Raw genomic sequence first — 19331 nt, 5'->3', positions numbered from 1 at the left:
CGGCGAGTTCGGCAGCAAGGAGGACACCGCGAAGGCGAAGGGTGAGCTGGTGGCCTCCCTCGCCGCAGACGGGCTCGCGGTCCTCAACGCGGACGACCCGCTGGTCGCCCCGATGGCCGCCCGCACGACGGCGCCGATGCTGTTCTTCGGCCGCACCGAGGCCGCGCAGATCCGCGCCACGGACGTCACCCTCGACCCGGACGGCCGCGCCCACTTCGTGCTGACCACCCCGGCCGGACAGGCCCCCGTCGCGCTGCAGCCGCTCGGCGAGCACCACGTCTCCAACGCCCTCGCGGTCGCCGCCGTCGCCCACCACATCGGCATGGCACCCGCCGAGATCGCCGCCGCCCTCGGCGACGCGGTCGCGGCGACCGGCTCCCGGATGCAGCGCCACGACCGCCCCGACGGCGTCACCGTCATCGACGACGCCTACAACGCCAACCCCGACTCCACGGCCGCCGCGCTGCGCGCCCTCGCGGCGATGCGCGGTGAGCGCCGCACCGTCGCCGTCCTCGGGGAGATGCGCGAACTCGGCGCCGCCGCGGCCGCCGAACACCGCGCGATCGGCGCCCTGGCCGCCGAGCTCGGCACGAGCGTGGTCGTCGCCATCGGCGACCAGGACGCCGCCGCTCTCGCGGCCGGCGCCGAGAACGGCGGCGCCGAAACCCACCTGGTGCCGGACCGCGCCGCCGCCACCGGCCTGCTGGAGAAGCTGCTGCGCCCCGGTGACCTGGTGATCGTGAAGGCGTCGCTGTCGGCCGGCCTGCAGGCCCTGGTGAAGGACCTGGTCGCGGCCTGACCACCAGGGGTGTCTCACTTCTGTGGGGTGTGCTTCCACGTCGAAATCCCGCGCGATCTCCTACACCCCTCCCGTTCTTCGGCGCCGTGCCTCCGCCGGCGCGGCCGGGCGCAGCAGGCGGTGGTCCCGGCAGCACCCGACCGGAGTCGACGACCAGGTCGGCGTCGAGCGCATGCAGCCGTCGGCCGACAGGCTCGGTGCAGCAGCCGTGCCAGTCGGCCGGTTCGGAGCCGACGGGCATGCCGTTCAGCACGGTGCTGAGACGGTCCGGTTCCCGGGTGGCCCATGGGGCTGCGAGCCCGGCAGCTGCGCGCCCGGTGCGTCCTCACCCCCCTGCTCGCCACGACGGCCGCGACCCGTGCGCCGTCCTGCCGAGCCACCTGCACCGCTGATGCCGGACGGACCCCTACGGCGTCGTGCCGGCCGCCGCCCGTGATCGTCCACCGCGTACGATGCGCCCGTGGTGGGGGAACGGGGAGGGGACGTCGGGCTGCGTCCGGCACGGGCACTGGTGATCGCGGTGGCCGCCGCGCTGGCTTCGGTGCACCTGTTGAAGGGCGTGGCACGGACACCGGCGGAGCCGGGCAGCGGGACGGCGGTCGTGGCGGCCTGCCTCGCCCTGGTGGCGCTGCAGCTGCGGCACTTACGGCCCGCCCGGACCGGTCCGGCAGGAGCACCCGCACACCCGGGCTGGACTGCCGCAGAACTGGCCGTCGGCTTCCTCGCCGTCGGCCTCGGCGCCTCGATCGGCCTGCTCTGCCTGCCGGCCGCCTCACTGCTGCTGGAGCGCCGCCGGGTGCTGCTGGCCCTGGCGGCGGCCGGCGCCGTGCTGGTGGAGGCCGAACGGGCCGTGGGCGTCCGGGAGGCGGTCGACCTGCTGGTGACGGTGGCGCTCGGCGGCGTCATGCTCTACGCCGTCACCACGCTCGCCCTGCTGGCGAGCCGGGTCCATGCCGCCCGGCTGACCCTGGTGGCGTCCGCGGTCACCGACGAGCGGCTGCGGATCGCGGCCGACCTGCGCAGCGAGTTGTCCGCGGGGCTGGCGCAGATCCACGACCTGGCCGCCCGGCAGACCCCGCAGGCGCTGGCGCCGCTGATCGCCGTGGCCCGCCGGACGCTGGCGGCGGCCCGGGCCACCGCCGCCGAGCTGCGCAGCCTGTCGCTGGCCCCGGAGGCGGCGAGCGCCCGCGCGCTGCTGGCGTCGGCCGGTGTCGCGGCCGACATCCGGATCGGGCACCGCGAGCCGCTCGGACCGGCCGGGACGGTGCTGGCGACGGTGCTGCGCGAGGCGGTGACCGCGGTCGTCCGGGTCGGTGACGCCCGCCGGTGCGAGGTCGGCACCGAGGAACGGGCCGGGCGGGTGATGCTTCGGGTGGTCAGCGACGGCGTGCCGACGGCCGCCCTCGGCGCGGACGTCCTCGACGACCTGGCGGAGCGGGTACGCGCGGTCGGCGGCCGGCTGACGGCGGGGCTGGAGCCGGACGGACGGTTCGCGGTGGAGGCGGCGGTGGCCGCCACCCCCGCACCGACTGCCGCCGCGGACCCGCCGGAGCTGCGCACCGCGCTCGGCCTGTACTACTTCCTGCTCGCCGCCTTCTGCATCAGATCGCTGATGTTCGTTCCGTTGCCGCGGCTCGGCCTCGGGGCGGCGTGCGCGCTGGCCTTCTGCGCCTTCCAGATCCGCTTCTCGATCCACGACGCGACCCGCCACGCGCGCCTCGCGCTGGTCGCCTCGGCGGTACTGGCCCTGCTGCCGCTGCCCTGGCTGGGCGCCAACTGGATCGGTGCGGCGGGCATCCTGGCCGGGTCACTGGTGATCGCGCTGCCACTGCGCGCGGGTGCGGCCCTGGCCGGGCTGATGGCCGTGACGGCCGGGGCGATCAGTGGCGGCCCTGCGGCCTCGGTGGTGCTGACCGCGGTCGACGTGCTGATCACCTGTGTGGTGGTCTTCGGGGTGCTGCGCCTGGTCCGGCTGGTGCGGGAGCTGCAACGGGCGGGGGCCGGGCTGGCCCGTGCCGCCGTCGTGGGCGAGCGGCTGCGCGCCGCCCGGGACCTGCACGACCTGCTCGGGCACGGCCTGGCGGCGATCCTGCTCAAGGCCGAACTCGCCCGGCGGCTGGCGGAGACGGACCCCGGCCGCTGCCAGGAGGAGCTGGCGGACGTGGTGCGGCTGGCCGACCGCGGGCGGGCCGAGCTCGGGGCGGTGGCCGAGGACGGCCCCCGGCTGTCCCTGGCCGCCGAACTGGCCTCGGCGGCCGCGGTGCTGGGAGCGGCCGGCATCGCGGTGGAGCTGGAGGAGGAGCCGGTCCCGGAGACCGCGGGGACGGTGCTGAGCGTGGTCCTGCGCGAGGCCGTGACCAACGTCCTGCGGCACAGCCGCGCCCGGCACGTGCGGATCGCCGTCGCGGCGGCCCGGGACGCGGCGCGCCTGGAGGTGGAGAACGACGGTGCCCCGGACGGCGTCACCGCGCCCGGCTCGGGGATCGGCGGTCTGACGGTCCGTCTGGCCGGGGCCGGCGGCACCCTGACCGCCGGGCCCGACGACGGCTGGTACCTGCTGCGCGCCGAGGTGCCGCTGGACCGGTCCGCGGACACCGGATCCGTGACCGGCGGGGTGCCGGCGCCGGGCGGGTCAGAGCCAGCCGGCCTCCCGCGCGATCCGCACCGCGTCCGTCCGGTTCCGCGCGTTCAGCTTGCCGACGACGGCGGTGAGCACGTTCCGCACGGTCCCCGTTGACAGGTGCAGCCGCCCGGCGATCTCGGGCGGCTCGGCGCCCCCGGCCAGCTCCCTCAGCACGTCGTTCTCGCGCGGGGTGAGCGGGTTGTCCGCCAGGTCCCAGGCGGCGACGGCCAGGGCCGGGTCCAGCACCCTCCCGCCGGCGGCCACCCGGCGGATCGCCGCGACCAACTCCGGCGGCGGGACGGTCTTCAGCAGGAAGCCGTCGACCCGGGCGTCCAGCGCCCTGCGCAGCAGCCCGGGCCGGCCGAGCGAGGTCAGCATCAGCGTCCGGCACTCCGGCAGCTTCTCCTTGAGTGCCGCGGCCGCCTGGAGGCCGTCCGTCCGGCCCGGCATCTCGATGTCCAGCACCGCCACGTCCGGTGCGAAGACCATCGCCCGGGGCAGCACGTCGTCGGCCGAGTCCGCCTCCGCGACGACCTGGAGGTCCGGCTCCAGCTCCAACAGCGCGACCAACGCGCCGCGGACCACGTGCTGGTCCTCGGCCAGCAGGATTCTGATCATGCCCCGACCCTACCCGTGACGATGTCACGGGTGCCGCGTGATCGCCTCCCTGGGAGGGGAGTTCGCGGATCGGCAGGGTGGAGGCATGAGCGAAGCGATCACATTGGACGCCGTGAGCAAGGTCTACGGCAAGGGGCGGGGCGCGGTCGCCGCCCTGCGTGAGGTGACGGTGCGGTTGCCCAAGGGCGGCTTCACCGCCGTGATGGGGCCGTCGGGTTCGGGCAAGAGCACCTTCCTGCACTGCGCGGCGGGCCTGGACCGCCCGTCTTCGGGGACGGTCCGGCTCGGCGACACAGACCTGTCCCGGCTGAGCGAGACCGAACTGACCGAACTGCGCCGGGAGCGCGCGGGGTTCGTGTTCCAGTCCTTCAACCTGATCTCCTCGCTGACGGTCGAACAGAACGTCACGCTGCCGCTGCGGCTCGCGGGCCGGCGGGCCGACGCCGGACGCCTCGCCGAACTCCTGTGCCGGGTGGGGCTGCAGGAGCGCACCGGGCACCGGCCGGGCCAGCTCTCGGGCGGTCAGCAGCAGCGGGTGGCCATCGCCCGGGCGCTGATCTCCGACCCCGAGGTGGTCTTCGCCGACGAGCCCACCGGCGCGCTGGACACCATCACCGCCCGCGAGGTGCTGACCCTGCTGCGGCAGACCGTCGACGACCTCGGCCAGACCATCGTGATGGTCACCCACGACCCCGTCGCCGCGTCCTACGCGGACCAGGTGGTGTTCCTGGCCGACGGCCGGATCTGCGACACCCTGTCCGCTCCGACCCCCACCGCGGTCGCCGACCGCATGATCCGCCTGGGAGCGTGGAACCGATGATGCTGGGACTCGCCCTCTCGACCCTGCGGCACCGCAGGGCCGGATTCGCCGGCGCCTTCGTCGCCCTCTTCTGTGCCGCCGCCCTGGTCTGCGGGTGCGGGACCCTGCTGGTCACCGGCCTGACCGGCACCGTCCGGCCGGAACGCTACGCGGCCGCGCCGATCGTGGTGTCCGGCGACCAGAACGTCCACACCGTGGAGGACAAGGGCAAGGGGAAGGTCAAGGAGAAGACCAAGCCGCTCGCCGATCGGGCCTGGGTGCCGGCCGTCCTCGCCGACCGCATCAAGGCCCTGCCCTCGGTGAAGGCGGTGGCGACCGAGGTGACCTTCCCGGTGCTGCTGCCCGGCGGCCCCACCGACGGCTCCTGGGGACACGGCTGGGAGTCCGCCCCGCTGGCCGGCCTCACCCTGGCCTCCGGCCGGGCGCCCGCAGCCCCCGACGAGGTCGTGCTCGACGCGGCCACCGCGGCCCGGGCCCGCCTGTCGCCCGGTGCCACCACCGCCGCCCGTACCGCCTCGGGCACGCTGGCCCTCCGGGTGGTCGGCGTCACCGGCCAGCGGTTCGACAGCCAGAGCGCCGTGTTCTTCTCCTCCGACCGGGCCCGCCTGCTCGCCGGCCACGAGGGCCTGGTCGGTGCGATCGGGGTGTTCCCGGCCGCGCCGTCGGCCGCGGCCGACGTCCGGGCGCTGCTCGCCGGCCTCCCCTCCGTCCCGGCCGCCGTGGTCCGCACCGGCGACGACCGCGGGCCGCTGGAGTTCCCCGGGGCCGCCGGCGCCCGGGTCCGCCTGGTCAGCACGGGCGCCGTCCTCGCGGGGACGTCGCTGCTGGTCGCCCTGCTGGTCGTGGTCGGCACCTTCGGTCTGTCGATCCAGCAGCGACAGCGGGAGATCGCCGTGCTGCGGGCGGTGGCGGCGACCGGACGGCAGGTCCGCCGGATGATCGGCGGCGAGGCGCTCGTCGTCGGCCTGGCCGCCGGGACGCTCGGCGCCATCGCCGGTCTCCCGCTGGGCGATCGGTTGCACGGGCGCTTCGTGGCCCTGGACGTGATTCCGGCGAACCTGCCCGTCGTCCACTCGCCCTTCCCGGTGTTCGCCGCCGCTGCCGCGACCCTGCTGTCCGGCTGGGGAGCGGCCCGGATCTCGGCCCGGCGGGCCGCCGCCGTGAGGCCGGTCGAGGCCCTGGGCGAGGCCGAGCTCACGCCGCCGCGCCTGGCGTGGACCAGGATCGGGGCCGGCGTGCTCGCCGCCGCGGGTGCCGTCGTGCTCACCGTCCTGCTCACCGCGCTGCACTCGGACCAGGCGGCGACACCGGTCTGCTTCATCACCGTGCTGCTGTGGTGCACCTCGTTCGCCCTGCTCGGCCCGCTGCTGGTGGGGGTCGGCACCGCCGTCCTCGGCCTGCCGCTGCGGGCGTCCCGGGTCGGCGGCTACCTCGCCGCCCACAACCTCCGGGCCGGCGCACACCGGCTGGCCTCGGTGGTCACCCCGCTCACCCTGCTGATCGCGATGGCCTGCACGATCCTGTTCACCGGCACGACCGTGGACCACGCCGCCACGGCGCAGCGGGACGGCGGCACCGTCGCCGACTTCGTCGTCGGCCCGCGCGTCCCGCCCACCGCCGCCCGGGCGGTCGCCGACGTCCCCGGCGTCCGGACCGTCACCCGGGTGCTGCACACCCAGGTCCGCGACGGGCTGACCAGGCGCAGCGTTCAGGCGGTCACCCCCGAAGGGCTGTCCGACACCCTCGACCTCGGCATCACCGCCGGCGACGTCGGACAGCTGGCGGACGGCACGGCGGCGGCCGCCGACGGGCTCGGCTACCGGCTCGGCCAGCGGATCCGGCTGACCCTTGCCGACGGCACCCCGACCGAGGTGACGGTGGTCGCGCTGTACGGCCGCGGCCTCGGGTTCGGCGACCTGACGCTCGCCCACCACCTGGTCGCCGCCCACGTGGACGTGCCGCTCGACGACGAGCTGCTGGTGCGCGGCGACGGCCTCACCCGGCAGGCCCTCACCGCCGCCCTTCACGGCGACCCGGGACTCGGGGTGCTCGACCGCGCCGCCGCACAGGCCTCGCAGACCCGGGTCGGCGCCCAGGTCGGCTACGTCACCCTCGGGCTGATCACCACCTTCGTGGCCGTCGCCGTGCTCAACACCCTGGCCATGAGCATCAGCGACCGCCGCCGGGAGTTCGCGGCACTCGCCCTGACCGGCGCCACCCGCCGGCAGATCCGTCGGATGCTCGGCTGGGAGACGGCCACCACCCTCGCCATCGCCACCGTCCTCGGCCTTGCCGTCGCCCTCGCGGTCCTCACCAGCTACGCCGAGGGCATCACCCGCGGCACCGCCGGCGTCAGCGCCCCCACCGAAGGCCTCGCCCTCGTCCTCGCCGGCGCCGCCACCCTCGCCGCCGTCGGCACCTGGCTCCCGGCCCGCACCACCCTCCGCGGCCTCCGCCGTCGCTCATGACCACCGGCCCCGGGGCCGGTGGGGCGGAACTGCCGGGTCCGCCCGGCCGGACCCGTACGGCCGGGAGACGAGTCGTCAGTGCGGATCGGGGGCCGTCCGATCACGGGCAACGAGGACGGGTGCGAAACACTGCGCGATGAACGGCCCCAAGGCCACGAGGGACCGTCCGGAGACCGTGCCCGCCGCCCCGCGCGCGACAGCGACGATCAACCTCCGAACGAGGCCGCGTAGGCCTCGGCCAGGGCATCGGCCATCGCACGGACGGAGTAGCTGCGCCGTACCGTGTTCCGGCCGCGCGCCGCGATCGCGGCCAGGCCGGCGTCGGAGACGTCGCACGCCGATGCCAGCGCCGCGGCGAGTTCGGCCGTCGCCGCGGTGGGAAGCAGGAAGCCGTTCAGCCCGTGCCTCATGTAGTGCGGGACGCCGCCCCGCAGCGGGCCCGCGGCGGCGAGCCCGGCCTCCATGGCTTCGAGGATCGCGAGGCCGAACTCCTCCTTGGCGCTCGGGCACACGTACAGCACCCCGCCCGGCTTCTCGGCCGCGAGCATCCGTTCCAGCACGCGCACCTGCCGGTTCGGCACGGCCGGCCACAGCGCCACCCGGCGACGGGCCTCGGGGTGGGGGGCGAGGACTTTGCCGATGGCGGCCCGCATGTCGCTCTCCACCGGTGTCGGCTCGCCCGGGGAGCCGCCGACCAGAAGGAGCGTCGTCGACCGGTGCAGTCCGGCCTGCAGCCATGCCTCGACCAGCCGGTCCTGCTGTTTGACGGGGTGCAGCCGCCCGACGTTCAGCAGCAGCCGCAATCCGCGGTCGGCCGGGTCGAGGCCGTCCGGTCGGCGGCCGTCGGCGAACAGGCGGGCTGCCATCGCCTGCGCAAGTCCGTCATCACCCGGTTGCGGTACGAACGGCGGAATCCCTTCCGGCACCTCGACAACAGGCCGCGGCGAGGGGCCGGCGAGCTGCGGGAAGTGCGCGGCGAGTTCACGACTTCCCGCGCGCCCCGGGATCCCCACCAGGAGGTCCGCGCGTGCGACCAGGCGGTCCGCGACGAAGATCCGGTGCAGGTCGGCGCGGAGCGCCCCGCCGGTGTCGACGTCCGGCAGGGCCGGCAAACCGGCGTGGCGCTCGGCCATCGTGCGGTGCGGGTCCGGCGCCACGGTGAAGGCCACCCCGGCCCCGCACCGTCGGGCCGCGTCCGCGACCGCGAGTGACCCGTCGTCGGCGAACCGCACGTGGACCAGGCGCGGTCGGGCTCCCGGCAGTTCCAGCAGGCGAGCCGCCCACCAGGCGAGAGCGGAGCGGTGCTCCGCAATCACTGCCGGATCCGGGGGACCGTCGGCGTCCACGGGGATGCCGACCTGCCAGTGGCTCGGGCCGAACGGGGACACCAGGCCGGCCCGCCCGCCGCGCAGGGCGGCGCGGTCGGCGGTGACCAGGGTGAGGACCCGACCGATCCGGCCGGTGCCGGTGAGCGCCCCACCCAGGGCGGCGAGCAGAACGCCCATCCCGCCGCTCATGCCGACCCCCGGCTCGGCCGGATTCCCCAGCAACACGGACTGCGCCACCACCGGGCCCGGTTCCGCGCCGGGCAGGGCCTGCACGGTGTTCCGGAACGCGGCGGCCTGCGGCGCCCGGGGGCGGGCCCGGTGCCAGCACGCCGCGAGCAGCAGGACCTCGTACGCGTCCGGTGGGTGAGGTGCGGTCGACGGCAGCACCTCGTACCCACGGGGGATGCCCGCCAGGTAGCGCCACGCCGCGTGCCGCACCCGCCGGTCCGGACACAGCCAAGGAGCGCATTCGACCGGCCGCAGCGGGCGCAGCCCCGTCGCCTCGGACAGGTCCAGCAGGAAGGCGGCCTCGGCCGCGGGCGGGCCCGACAGGAGCCGCGTCCGCACCTGGGCGGTCGCCGCCTCCGGGTCCGTGGCGGCGTACCGCGTCCAGACCTCCGTGAGTGCCGTCCCCAGTTCCGGTGAACGGGGCGCCAGCAGAAGGAGATCCGGCCGAGGAGCCGTCCCGGGGCACCGGGCGAGCCTGCGCACCGCCGCGACGGCCAGGTCCACGGCCCGTCCGTCGCGGTCAGCGGTCCGCGGCAGATCCGGGCCAGGCCGTCCGCCACGGCGGTACTCGGCGCCGGCGAGTATGCCGAGAAGGTCCCGCGGCGCGCCGGGCGGAGCATGGCCTGCCCAGAAGTGGCGGCGCCACGCCTGCAGTTCGTCGGCCACGCCCGACGCCCGCGCACGTTCCTCCTGCTGCTCGTACCACCCCGGCTGCGACTGCATCCGTTCCTGCCTCCCATGCACGGCGGATTGCCGGGGGACGGTTCGGTGCGTGGGCCGGCACGGATTGGTCGCGCTCCCTCGCCTGCCGTGCACGGGCCGGCCTGGCATCATCGACGGCAGCCGCGATGCCTGCCGAGGGAGGATCCGTCGTGCACGTGGTCGTCATCAGCCCGCCGTTCGCCTCGCACGCCGCGCCGCTCGCGGTCCTCGGCGCGGCCCTCCACCGCCGCGGAGCACGCGTCGACCTGGCCTGCACCCGCCCCTTCGCCCCGCTCGCCGCCCAGGCCGGCCTCGGCTTCCTCGACCTGTCGGTCACCCGCAACGCCAACCACGGAATCGCCGAACGGACCCGACAGGACCCCGCGGAGGAAGCCCGCCTGCGCGAGTTCCTCGCCGCCACCGCCGACGGCCCTGCCGCTGCGCTGCTCACCCAGGCCGCGCACCGCCGGGCCGACATGCTCGCCGAACCCGACCGGGTTCTGGCGGACGTCCGGGACCTCCACCAACGGCTGCGGCCCGACTGGTACCTCGTCGACCAGCTCGCCTACTCGGCCACTCTCGCCCTGCACTGCCTCGACCTGCCGTACGCCACGTTCTGCCCCGGTCACCCCACGTACGTCCCGGCCGGCCCCGATGCCTACTTCGGCCTGCCCTACGCGTGGCCGGACACCGTCCGGCCCACGCCCCGAGACCTCGCCCGCCTGACCCGTGCCGTCGCCGAGAACGACCGCGCCTTCACCGCCGCCTTCCACCGGGTCGTCGAGCGCCACGCCCCGCATCGGCCCCGCCCCGAACGGGCCTTCGCGCTCACGTCCTCCCGCGCGGTCGTCCACAACTACCCCGACCTGCCGTGGCTGCCCGCCGCACCCGCGGGCACCGCCGTCCACTGCGGCCACTGCACCCCCGACACGCCGCCGTTGGACGATCACTGGACCACCGTGGTCGACCGCCTCACCGCCGACGGCCGACCGCTCGTCCTCGTGGCCCTCGGCACCTTCCTGTCCGCCCGCCACGACGTCCTGGCGACGGCGGCGGCCGGGGTGCTCGAACACACCTCGGCCGCGGTGATCGTCGCGGCCGGAGACCGCGTGCGCGAGGTGTCGGCAGCCCTCACCGCTTCCGGCGCTCCGGCCGACCGCCTCCACGTGGCACCGCGCATCCCGCAGCACGCCCTGCTGTCCAGGGCGTCCGCCATGGTTCACCACGCCGGCAACAACTCGTTCACCGAATGCCTCGCGGCGGGCGTGCCCGCCCTCGCCCTGCCCTTTTCCAGCGACCAGTTCGCCATCGCCCACGACCTCGAACGAGCTGCCCTCGGCCTGTGCCTCGACCCGAACACCCTCACGCCGGCCGTCGCCGGCGCCGCTGTCGCCCGGCTCCTGGCCGACGACGCAGCAGCGAGCGAAGCGGTGCGCGAGGAACTCCACCTGCGCGGCCCGCGCTGGGCCGCAGCACAACTGATGCACCTCATGGCGTGACACCGCCCCCCGGGCCCGCTCCGCCCCGCGTGTGCGCGTGGGGCGCTGCAGGGCTCCGAGGTGGCGGCCCCGCGCCGACAGCGGTGGACGGTCATCCACGGCGATCGGCGACGGCTCCCTCGGCGGCCGCTTGACCGGCGTCCCGGTCCTGCGGATGCCCGTGCAGCCGTCGCCATGGATCCGCAGGCGATGACCGGGCCGCCCGTGGTTGCGACTCCCGCCGGCGACCTCGGGCAGCTCGACGACCTCGACGACCTCGACGACCTCGACGACCTCGACGACCTCGACGACGTGGAGCCGCGGACCGCGGCCGCCGACGACCTGCACGAATGCCCCGCCACCGACGGCCCGGTCGAAGTCCTGCCGCAGGACAGCACCCGCCTACCGAGATGCGCAAACGCTGCGACTGCCGTCGAGACCCCCGGGCGGTGACGCTGGACCCACGACCACGAACGGGGGTGCTCACCGTGACCGCGCCACTGACCGCCGGCGAACTGCGGACGCTCCACGAGATCGAACAACACCTGCGACTCACCGACCCCGGGCTGGACAGGGTGCTCGGCACGTGGAACACAGCGCGTCGGCTCGCCTGGCACCCCAAGGTGCTGGTCCTCATGGTCGGCCTGTCGACCCTCGCCGCCGCCGCTTGCGCACTCTGGGCCGCCGCAGGCACGCACACAGCCGCCGTCCCCGCCGCCGCCGCGACCGCGGTGCTCGCCGCCGTCTTCCTCAGACTGGGCCGACTCAACCGCCCCTGACACATGCCACCCGCGCGACGCACCACGGCGCGGACACCTTCTCGAAGCCCGCAAGCTGCGCGAGCACCCGTCCGGTCCCGCACCGGACCGGCAGCGGCCCGAAGCACCCCGGAGCCCGACCTGTGGAGAAGAACCGGCCATGGAAGCCGCCGACGTGAGAATCCTCGTCGCAGGGGCAACCGGCGCACTCGGCAGTGCAGTGGCCGTACTGGCCGCAGAGCGAGGCGCCCGTGTCGTCCCGGCCGGCCGCGACCCGCACCGACTGGAGCAGGTCGCCGGGCGCCTGGGAAGCCCGGCGATGCTTCGATTCGACGCCTACGACTCGGACGGCTGTACCCGCCTCGCCGCCCGGGCGGCCGATCGACTCGGGGGACTCGACGCCGTGCTGGTGACCTCCGGGACCGTCGCCTTCGGCCCCGCGGAGCGGACGTCGGCAGTGATCGAGGAGCACCTGATGGCCGTGAACGCACTGGCACCGATGGCGGTGCTGCGCGGAGCGCTCGCCGTCATCGGCCCGGGCGGTGCCGTCGGAGCGATCACCGCAGCGATCGTCGACCGGCCCGTGAAGGGCATGGCCGCCTACCAGGCCTCCAAGGCCGCCCTGTCGGCGTGGCTCGATGCGGTGCGGACCGAGCAGAGACGAAACCGGATCTCGGTGTTGGACGCGCGCCTGCCGCACCTGGACACCGGCCTCGTTGACCGCGCGGTGGCCGGGACCCCACCGCCGACACCACCGGGCGCGGACCTTTCGGCCTGGGTCGCCGCCCTCCTCGAAGGCATGATCTCCGGAGCGTCCGTCCTCATGCCCCACCCCGTCCACGGCGCACCCACGCTGCGCCGCTGAGGCAGGGTCAGGGCGGGCGTCCGTGGGGAACGATCGGCCGGGGCGGCCGGACGCGATGGGGACGTCACCGCCTCACTTCGCTTGACAGGTGGGCCCGGTAGGCGTCGCACACGCCGAGCAGACACCGGTGCCCCGTCGAGGACCGAGCCCCACCTCGACTGAACAACCTCCGGGCGTGCCCGCACCGGCACGCCCGTCCGTGCGCGCGATACGGCCGGGCCGCGGTTCCTGCCCCAGGAGCCGCGGCCCGGCCGTGGTCGCGACCGGCTGCCGGTCACAGGTGTGCCGTGCGCCCCGTCGGCAGAATCCGCTGCACCGGTCAGTCGAGGGCGCCGTTGATCGTCGCCTGCGGGATGGCGATGTTCGGCACGTGGTAGGCCTCCAGGATCTTCTTGTAGGAGCCGTCGTCCATCAGGGACTGGAGTGCCGCCCGGACGGCCTCCTTGAGGCCGGGAACCGACTTGGAGATGCCGATGCCGATGGGCGACGCGCTGGTCGGCCCGACGGCCTCCTTGCCGGTGACGGTGTCGAAGGCGGTGCCGTTGTCGGCCGTGTCGGCGACGAAGGCCGCGGTGACCTCGTCGAGGAAGTCGGCGGAGACCTTGCCCGAGCGCAGCGCGAGCTGGGCCTCGGAGTCCTTCGGGAACGCCAGGACGGTGATGGCCGGCTTGCCCTGCTGCTTGCACAGCTCCTGCCGCTGCTCGAGGATCTTCTGGTGGTTGGTGCCGGTCTGGACCGACACGCTCTTGCCGCAGACGTCCGTGACGACCTTGATGCCGTCCGGGTTGCCCTTGCGCACCAGCCACCCGGGACCCGCGTTGACGTAGTCGACGAAGTCGACCGCCTGCTGACGCTCCTTCTTGTCCGTCATCGCCGACATCACGGCGTCGAACTTGCCGGCCTGGACGGCCGGCAGCAGGCCGTCGAACTTCTGGCCGGTGAACTCGAACTTCACGCCCAGCCGGGCGCCGATGGCCTGGCCGAGGTCGTGGTCGATGCCCGTGATCTCCTTGCTGCCCTCGGAGACGTACATCTCGAACGGCGGGTACGGCACGTCGGTGGCGACCCGCACCTTGCCGGCCTTGCGGATCGCCTCGGGGAGCGTGGCGGTGAGCTTCCCGTCCGCCGAGATCGGCACGCCCTTGACCGTCACCGAGGCGGACGGTGCGGCGGCGGCCAAAGCCGCGTCCGAGGACTTGCCGGAGGAGCTGGAACAGGCGCTGAGCGACAGTGCGGAGGAGGCCAGCGCGAGGGTGACGGCCGCGTGGCGGAGCAGGGGGGAGCGGAAGGAGGTCATGGGGCGCCCTCTGTCGAAGGAGGAAGGGGTGGCGCGCCGTCATCGGCGCGAAGCAAAAGTTACATCCATGCGATGAACCGGGTGAATGTATCGAACGTTACGTTACGGCAACGGTGCATTCCCGCGGGTGGGAGTAGCGATCGGCCTGGCATGGGCGGTGGCTTCGCTATCCGCGTCCGTTACATATGGACTCGATGCATCCAGCATTGTAACGTGCGATACATCCCTTCGGCTCCCAACCCCACCTGGACCCCTTTCATGACCAGCACCAGCGGCCCCGCCTCCTCGCCACCTTCCTTCGAAGCCCGTGGATCCCTGCGAACCGAGCACGACCTGATCGGCGACCGCGACCTCCCGGCCGACGCCTACATCGGCATCCACACCCTGCGAGCCGTCGAGAACTTCCCGCTCAGCGGCATCCCGCTCTCCGCCCATCCCGAACTCGTGTCCGGGCTCGCCTCCGTCAAGCAGGCCGCCGCCCTCGCGAACCGCGATCTGGGCGTCCTCGACCCGGAACGGGCCGGGGCCATCGCCCGCGCCTGCGAGGAGATCCGGGAAGGCGCCCTCCACGACCACTTCCTCGTCGACGTCCTCCAAGGCGGCGCCGGCACCTCGACCAACATGAACGCCAACGAGGTCGTCGCCAACCGCGCGCTGGACTTCCTCGGGGCGGCGCGCGGCGACTACGTCCGCCTCAGTCCCAACGACCACGTCAATCTCGGGCAGAGCACCAACGACGCCTACCCCACCGCCGTGAAGACCGCGCTGTACGCGGCCGCCCGCGGACTGAACCTCGCCCAGGGCGTCCTGGCGGACACCTTCGCCGACCGCGCCCACGCGTTCGCCGACGTCGTCAAACTGGGGCGCACCCAGCTGCAGGACGCCGTCCCCATGACGCTCGGTCAGGAGTTCGCGGCCTTCTCCCTCGGGGTGCGCGACGACACGGCGGCGATCGAGCACGCCGCCCGCGCCCTGTGCGAGATCAACATGGGCGGCACCGCCATCGGCACGGGTCTCAACGCCCATCCCGGCTTCGCCGAGGCGTGCACCGGCCACCTCGCCCGCATCACCGGCATACCGGTACGGACGGCCCGCGACCTCGTCGAGGCCACCCAGGGCGTCGGAGCGTTCATCGAACTCTCCGGCGCCCTCAGGCGGTTCGCGCTCCGCCTGGTCAAGGTCTGCAACGACCTGCGCCTGCTCGCCTCCGGTCCGCAGGCGGGCCTCGCCGAGATCCGGCTGCCCGAACTCCAGGCGGGGTCCAGCATCATGCCTGGGAAGGTCAACCCGGTGATCCCCGAGGCCGTCACCCAGGTCTGCTTCAACGCCGTCGGCGCCGACACGACCGTCGCCCTGGCCGCCCAAGCCGGCCAGCTGCAGCTCAACGCCTTCGAGCCGCTGATCGCCCACGCCCTCCTCACCGCCCTGCGACGCATGACCGCCGCCTGCAGGCTGCTGGCCGAGCGCTGCGTGGCCGGCATCGAGGCCGATGCGGAGCGCACCTACGCCCACGCCAGCGGCTCCGCGGTCCTCGCCACCGCGCTGAACCCGGTGATCGGCTACCGCAGGTCCACCGAACTCGCCCGCCGCTGCGTCGTGGAGCGCCGCACGGTGCGCGATCTCGCGGGAGAGGCGCGCGTGCTGCCGTCCGAGCAACTCGACGGCATCCTCGATCCGCGCCGACTGACCGGGCTCCAGCCGGACTGACGGCACGCCGGGCGCCGGGGCGCCGAACGGGCCGGGCCGGCGCGCCGCACGGCGCACCGGCCCGGTTCCGCGGTCGGACCGCGGAAGCTCAGTAGACGTACAGGTGGGTGTTGAGGTTGGTGAAGGACACGGCGGTGCCGCTCTTCCACGCCTGGTAGCCCGTGCCCTTGGTGAGGTCGGCCTCGAAGGTGGGGCCGCTCTCGTAGCTGATGCCGTACTGGTAGGTGCTGCGGCCGGCGTTGACGAGCTCCCTGGCCATGTTGACCATCTGGTAGGGGTGGTCGGTGGAGGAGTCGGGCGAGGAGAAGACGTCGCTCCAGCGACTGCCGACGCTGCCGGTGCCCGGTGCGTAGCCCGGCTTGGTGGAGGACGCCGTCCACGTGGCGGGGGTGTAGGTGTCGCCGCTGGTCAGGTAGCTCCACTTGACGTTGTCGATCGACCAGTAGCCGCTGTGGGTGCCGACGGTGGCGGTGCGGAGGTCGAAGACGGAGACGCCGTTGGTGCCGACGACGGCGTCGGTCTCGTTGGCGGAGCCGGGGTTGGTCACGACGAGTGCGGTGTCCTCGTCGATGCCGAAGGCACGGGTGTGGGCGGTGTCGGCCGCCAGGCGGGTGAGGCGTCCCTGGCGTCCGCGGGCGGCGAAGTGGGTGTCGAGCAGGCCGGAGGTGAAGAAGTTGAAGCCGCCCGCGGGCCGGTAGGTGAGGTCGTCGGGGTGGCTGCTGCTGACGGTGGTGTAGGAGCCGTAGCGCAGCGCGTCCCAGCTCTCGCCTCCGGTGACCATGTCGCGGCCGTTGGCGATGGTGGTGCCGGCGCTGGTGCCCATGACGGCGGCGCCGGCGGTGAACCTGGCGCGGATGGCCGCCAGGGCGGGGGAGTCGCTGTTGTCGCTCTTGAGCAGGGTGGTGACCAGGCGGCTCTGGTCGCCTCCGCCGAAGAAGAAGCCGGTCATCGAGTTGATCTGGTTGATGACGCTCTGGCTGGAGTTGTTGGCGATGTGGTCCAGGTCGATGGGGATCCACTGGGCGTCCGCGGCGCCGTAGGTGTTCTTCAGCAGGTCGACGTAGTAGGTGCCGTTGCAGACCGAGTTGCTGCAGGTGGCGGGGTCGCCCGCGTTGGGGTCGTTGGCGGGGACGTCGGAGGCGGCGGTGATGACGCCGATCCGTGCGCCGCTCCCGCCGGCCTTGGTGAGGAACGTTCCGTAGACCGCGGAGTTGGTGGGGGCGACCGCGCCGCCGGCGAGCACCAGGCTGCCGGTGATCGGGGCGGCGTGCGCGGCCTGGGCGGGGGCGAGCAGCGCCAGGGCGAGCGCGGCGGCGCCCGCCAGGGAGGCGGTGCGGACGGCGGGACGTGCGGACACGGACATGCGTGCTCCTCGGGGAGGCCGGCCCCGGAGTCGTGGGGCGGGGCCGGCGATGTGGGGGCCTGCCCCGGGCGTACGGCCCGGGGCAGGGGAGGGCCGCCGACGGGGGAGCGGCGGCGCGCCGAACGGCGCTCGGGAACGGAAGATACAGATCCCGCGTGGTCGGCGATAGATGTAACGGAAGTCCGGGGGGAAATCTTGGTCTTGCGGTGCGGAAACGATGCAGCGGCAACCCGAGGGCCGGGCCGTTATGCATTTGTATCTTGTGTTACATCTGTTCATCTTCCAGCGTTAGATGTAACGTCATGGCTCGCGGCGCGGCCCCACGGGCGCCGCCAAGGTTCCCGAAAGGTAGCGACGTGAACTCCCTCGTCTTCCGCAGACCGGCCCTGCTGGCGGCCGTCACCCTGTGCGGATCCCTCGCCCTGTCCGCCTGCACCGGTGGAGGCGGCGAGCCGGCTCCCCCCGCGGCCGCCCCGGTCACGATCGCGGGCGTCACGATCACCCCCGACGCCGCCCTGCACGCCTCGCTGCCGGAAGCGGTCAAGAAGTCGGGCAAGGTCCGCGTCGCCACCGACATCCCGTACCCCCCGTTCGAGATGTACGTCTCCGAGGGCAGCAAGGAGATGACCGGCCTCGACCTCGACCTCGGCCGGGCCCTCGCCGCGAAGCTCGGCGTCACGTTCGAGTTCCAGGCCCAGAAGTTCGACGGCATCGTCCCCGCCATCCAGGCCGGCAAGTACGACGCCGCGATCTCCGCCATCACCGACAACAAGGAGCGCGAGCAGGTCGTCGACTTCGTCGACTACTCCGCCTCCGGCACCGGCGTCATGGTCGCCAAGGGCAACCCGCAGAAGATCGTCACCCTCGACGACCTGTGCGGCCGCTCCGTCGCCGTCCAGACCGGCACCAACCAGCAGAAGCTCCTCGAGAAGCACCAGGAGAGGTGCCGCGAGCTCGGTAGGAACGCCATCCACCTCCAGGCCTTCCCCAAGGACTCCGACGCCCAGCTCGCCCTGCGCTCCGGCAAGGTCGTCGCCGACGTCCTCACCAAGCCCGCCGCCGGATGGACCGTGAAGACCGCCGACGACGGCGCCGCGTTCGAGGTCGTCGACGACCCCGCCGCACTCGGCGGCTACAACGCCTCACCCAACGGCATCGCGATCGCCAAGAACCTGCCGCAGCTCACCGACGCCGTCCAGAAGGCACTCCAGCAGCTGATCGACGAGGGCTCCCTCGCCACGATCCACGCCAAGTACGGCGCCGCGTCCATCGCCGTCAAGCAGGCCACCAAGAACGGCGCGGTGGACTGACATGACCGCCTCTCCCGCCTCCGCACCCGCGACCCGGACCGAGGAAGCCGCCGTGCGCGCCGACGAACTCACCGCCGTCCCCGTACGCCACTGGGGCCGCTGGATCGCCACCGCCCTCGCCCTGCTCTCCCTCGTCGGACTCGTCGGCTCCCTCGCCAAGAACCCCAACCTGCACTGGGACGTCGTCGGCCACTACCTCTTCGCCGACCTCATCTTCGACGGCCTTGTCACCACCCTGTGGCTCACCGCCGCAGCCATGGCGATCGGCCTGGCCCTCGGCACCCTCGTCGCCGTCATGCGACTGTCCGCCAGCCCCGTGCTGTACGCACTCTCCTCACTGTTCGTCTGGCTCTTCCGCGGCACCCCGCTGCTCGTGCAGATCATCTTCTGGGCGTACGCCGCCGCCCTGTACAAGCACGTGATGATCGGCATCCCGTTCACCACGGTCACCTTCGTGCAGTTCGACACCAACAGCCTGCTCACCCCGTCGATCGCCGCCCTGCTCGCCCTCGGCCTCAACGAGGCCGCCTACGCCTCCGAGATCGTCCGCGCCGGCATCCAGTCCGTCGACCCGGGCCAGACCGAGGCCGCCCACTCCCTCGGCATGAAGCCCGCCCTGACGATGCGCCGCATCGTCCTGCCGCAGGCCATGCGGGTCATCATCCCCCCGATGGGCAACGAGACCATCAACATGCTCAAGACCACCGCCTACGTTTCGGTGATCGCCGCCCACGACCTGATGTCGAACATCCAGGACGTCTACGCCCAGAACTACCAGGTCGTCCCGATGCTCGTCGTCGCCGCCCTCTGGTACCTCGCGCTGACCACCGTCCTGTCCGTCCCCCAGGCATGGCTGGAGCGCCGCTACGGCCGCGGCACCACCCGCATGGCCCAGGTCTCACCGCTGCGCCGGATGTTCGTCGGCGTCACCGACCTCCTCACCACCAACCGCGAACGGAAGGGCTGA

General features: G+C 73.7%; 15 protein-coding genes. 11 read left to right on the top strand and 4 right to left on the bottom strand.

The genetic code is table 11. From position 1 onward, the window contains the following. A partial coding sequence (locus AB0O09_RS30590) for a Mur ligase family protein (protein ID WP_363547166.1) occupies window positions 1–799 on the top strand: 799 nt, incomplete at its 5' end. A 460-nt stretch (window positions 800–1259) separates the two neighbouring features. Continuing rightward, entirely contained in the window at window positions 1260–3536 is a 2277-nt protein-coding gene (locus tag AB0O09_RS30585; RefSeq protein WP_363547163.1) for a histidine kinase, read from the top strand. Here AB0O09_RS30585 and AB0O09_RS30580 read toward each other — a convergent pair. Continuing rightward, the gene (locus AB0O09_RS30580; protein WP_363547160.1) at window positions 3432–4040 is read right to left on the bottom strand and encodes a response regulator transcription factor; all 609 of its coding nucleotides are present in this window, start codon (window positions 4038–4040) and stop codon (window positions 3432–3434) included. The genes AB0O09_RS30585 and AB0O09_RS30580 overlap by 105 nt on opposite strands. An 85-nt stretch (window positions 4041–4125) precedes the next feature. Here AB0O09_RS30580 and AB0O09_RS30575 point away from each other — a divergent pair, with 85 nt between their 5' ends. Continuing rightward, the gene (locus AB0O09_RS30575) at window positions 4126–4860 is read left to right on the top strand and encodes an ABC transporter ATP-binding protein (RefSeq protein WP_363547157.1); all 735 of its coding nucleotides are present in this window, start codon (window positions 4126–4128) and stop codon (window positions 4858–4860) included. After that, window positions 4857–7328 (top strand): FtsX-like permease family protein, encoded by a 2472-nt coding sequence (locus AB0O09_RS30570; RefSeq protein ID WP_363547155.1) that lies wholly within the window; start codon window positions 4857–4859, stop codon window positions 7326–7328. Before AB0O09_RS30575 ends, AB0O09_RS30570 begins: the two co-directional genes overlap by 4 nt. A gap of 206 nt (window positions 7329–7534) precedes the next feature. Here the strand turns inward: AB0O09_RS30570 and AB0O09_RS30565 are convergent, their stop codons facing one another. Beyond that, on the bottom strand, window positions 7535–9388 hold the full coding sequence (locus AB0O09_RS30565) for a glycosyltransferase (protein WP_363547152.1): 1854 nt from the start codon (window positions 9386–9388) through the stop codon (window positions 7535–7537). Window positions 9389–9756: 368 nt separating this feature from the next. Between AB0O09_RS30565 and AB0O09_RS30560 the strand changes: the two genes are divergently transcribed. From AB0O09_RS30560 to AB0O09_RS30545, 4 genes are all read left to right on the top strand, one after another. Continuing rightward, entirely contained in the window at window positions 9757–11085 is a 1329-nt protein-coding gene (locus AB0O09_RS30560) for a glycosyltransferase (protein WP_363547149.1), read from the top strand. A gap of 204 nt (window positions 11086–11289) precedes the next feature. Beyond that, window positions 11290–11517 carry a hypothetical protein gene (locus AB0O09_RS30555; RefSeq protein WP_363547147.1) on the top strand — a complete coding sequence of 76 codons (228 nt, stop codon included), beginning with the start codon at window positions 11290–11292 and terminating at the stop codon, window positions 11515–11517. A 35-nt stretch (window positions 11518–11552) separates the two neighbouring features. Further along, window positions 11553–11843 carry a DUF3040 domain-containing protein gene (locus AB0O09_RS30550; protein ID WP_363547145.1) on the top strand — a complete coding sequence of 97 codons (291 nt, stop codon included), beginning with the start codon at window positions 11553–11555 and terminating at the stop codon, window positions 11841–11843. Between the two features lie 139 nt (window positions 11844–11982). Continuing rightward, window positions 11983–12687, top strand: a complete 705-nt coding sequence (locus AB0O09_RS30545; protein WP_363547142.1) for an SDR family oxidoreductase — start codon at window positions 11983–11985, stop codon at window positions 12685–12687. 319 nt (window positions 12688–13006) lie between these two features. Here AB0O09_RS30545 and AB0O09_RS30540 read toward each other — a convergent pair whose 3' ends face one another. Beyond that, a complete protein-coding gene (locus tag AB0O09_RS30540; RefSeq protein WP_363547140.1) occupies window positions 13007–13984 on the bottom strand; it encodes an ABC transporter substrate-binding protein in 978 nt (325 codons plus the stop codon). A gap of 258 nt (window positions 13985–14242) precedes the next feature. Between AB0O09_RS30540 and AB0O09_RS30535 the strand changes: the two genes are divergently transcribed. Beyond that, window positions 14243–15691: an aspartate ammonia-lyase gene (locus AB0O09_RS30535; RefSeq protein ID WP_363547137.1), complete on the top strand. Its 1449-nt coding sequence runs from the start codon at window positions 14243–14245 to the stop codon at window positions 15689–15691. Window positions 15692–15779: 88 nt separating this feature from the next. On the opposite strand, the gene AB0O09_RS30530 is transcribed toward AB0O09_RS30535, so the two are convergent. After that, window positions 15780–17054: a cyanophycinase gene (locus AB0O09_RS30530; RefSeq protein ID WP_363547135.1), complete on the bottom strand. Its 1275-nt coding sequence runs from the start codon at window positions 17052–17054 to the stop codon at window positions 15780–15782. A 356-nt stretch (window positions 17055–17410) separates the two neighbouring features. Here AB0O09_RS30530 and AB0O09_RS30525 point away from each other — a divergent pair, with 356 nt between their 5' ends. Both AB0O09_RS30525 and AB0O09_RS30520 read left to right on the top strand, forming a co-directional pair. Next, window positions 17411–18364: an ABC transporter substrate-binding protein gene (locus AB0O09_RS30525; protein ID WP_363547132.1), complete on the top strand. Its 954-nt coding sequence runs from the start codon at window positions 17411–17413 to the stop codon at window positions 18362–18364. A gap of 1 nt (window position 18365) precedes the next feature. Continuing rightward, the gene (locus AB0O09_RS30520) at window positions 18366–19331 is read left to right on the top strand and encodes an amino acid ABC transporter permease (protein WP_363547130.1); all 966 of its coding nucleotides are present in this window, start codon (window positions 18366–18368) and stop codon (window positions 19329–19331) included.

Origin of the sequence: Kitasatospora sp. NPDC093679, assembly GCF_040683455.1 — a bacterium.
Classification (GTDB): domain Bacteria; phylum Actinomycetota; class Actinomycetes; order Streptomycetales; family Streptomycetaceae; genus Kitasatospora; species Kitasatospora arboriphila.
Note: the sequence above shows the minus strand (reverse complement) of the source record. Positions and strands in the feature narration are given on the sequence as shown.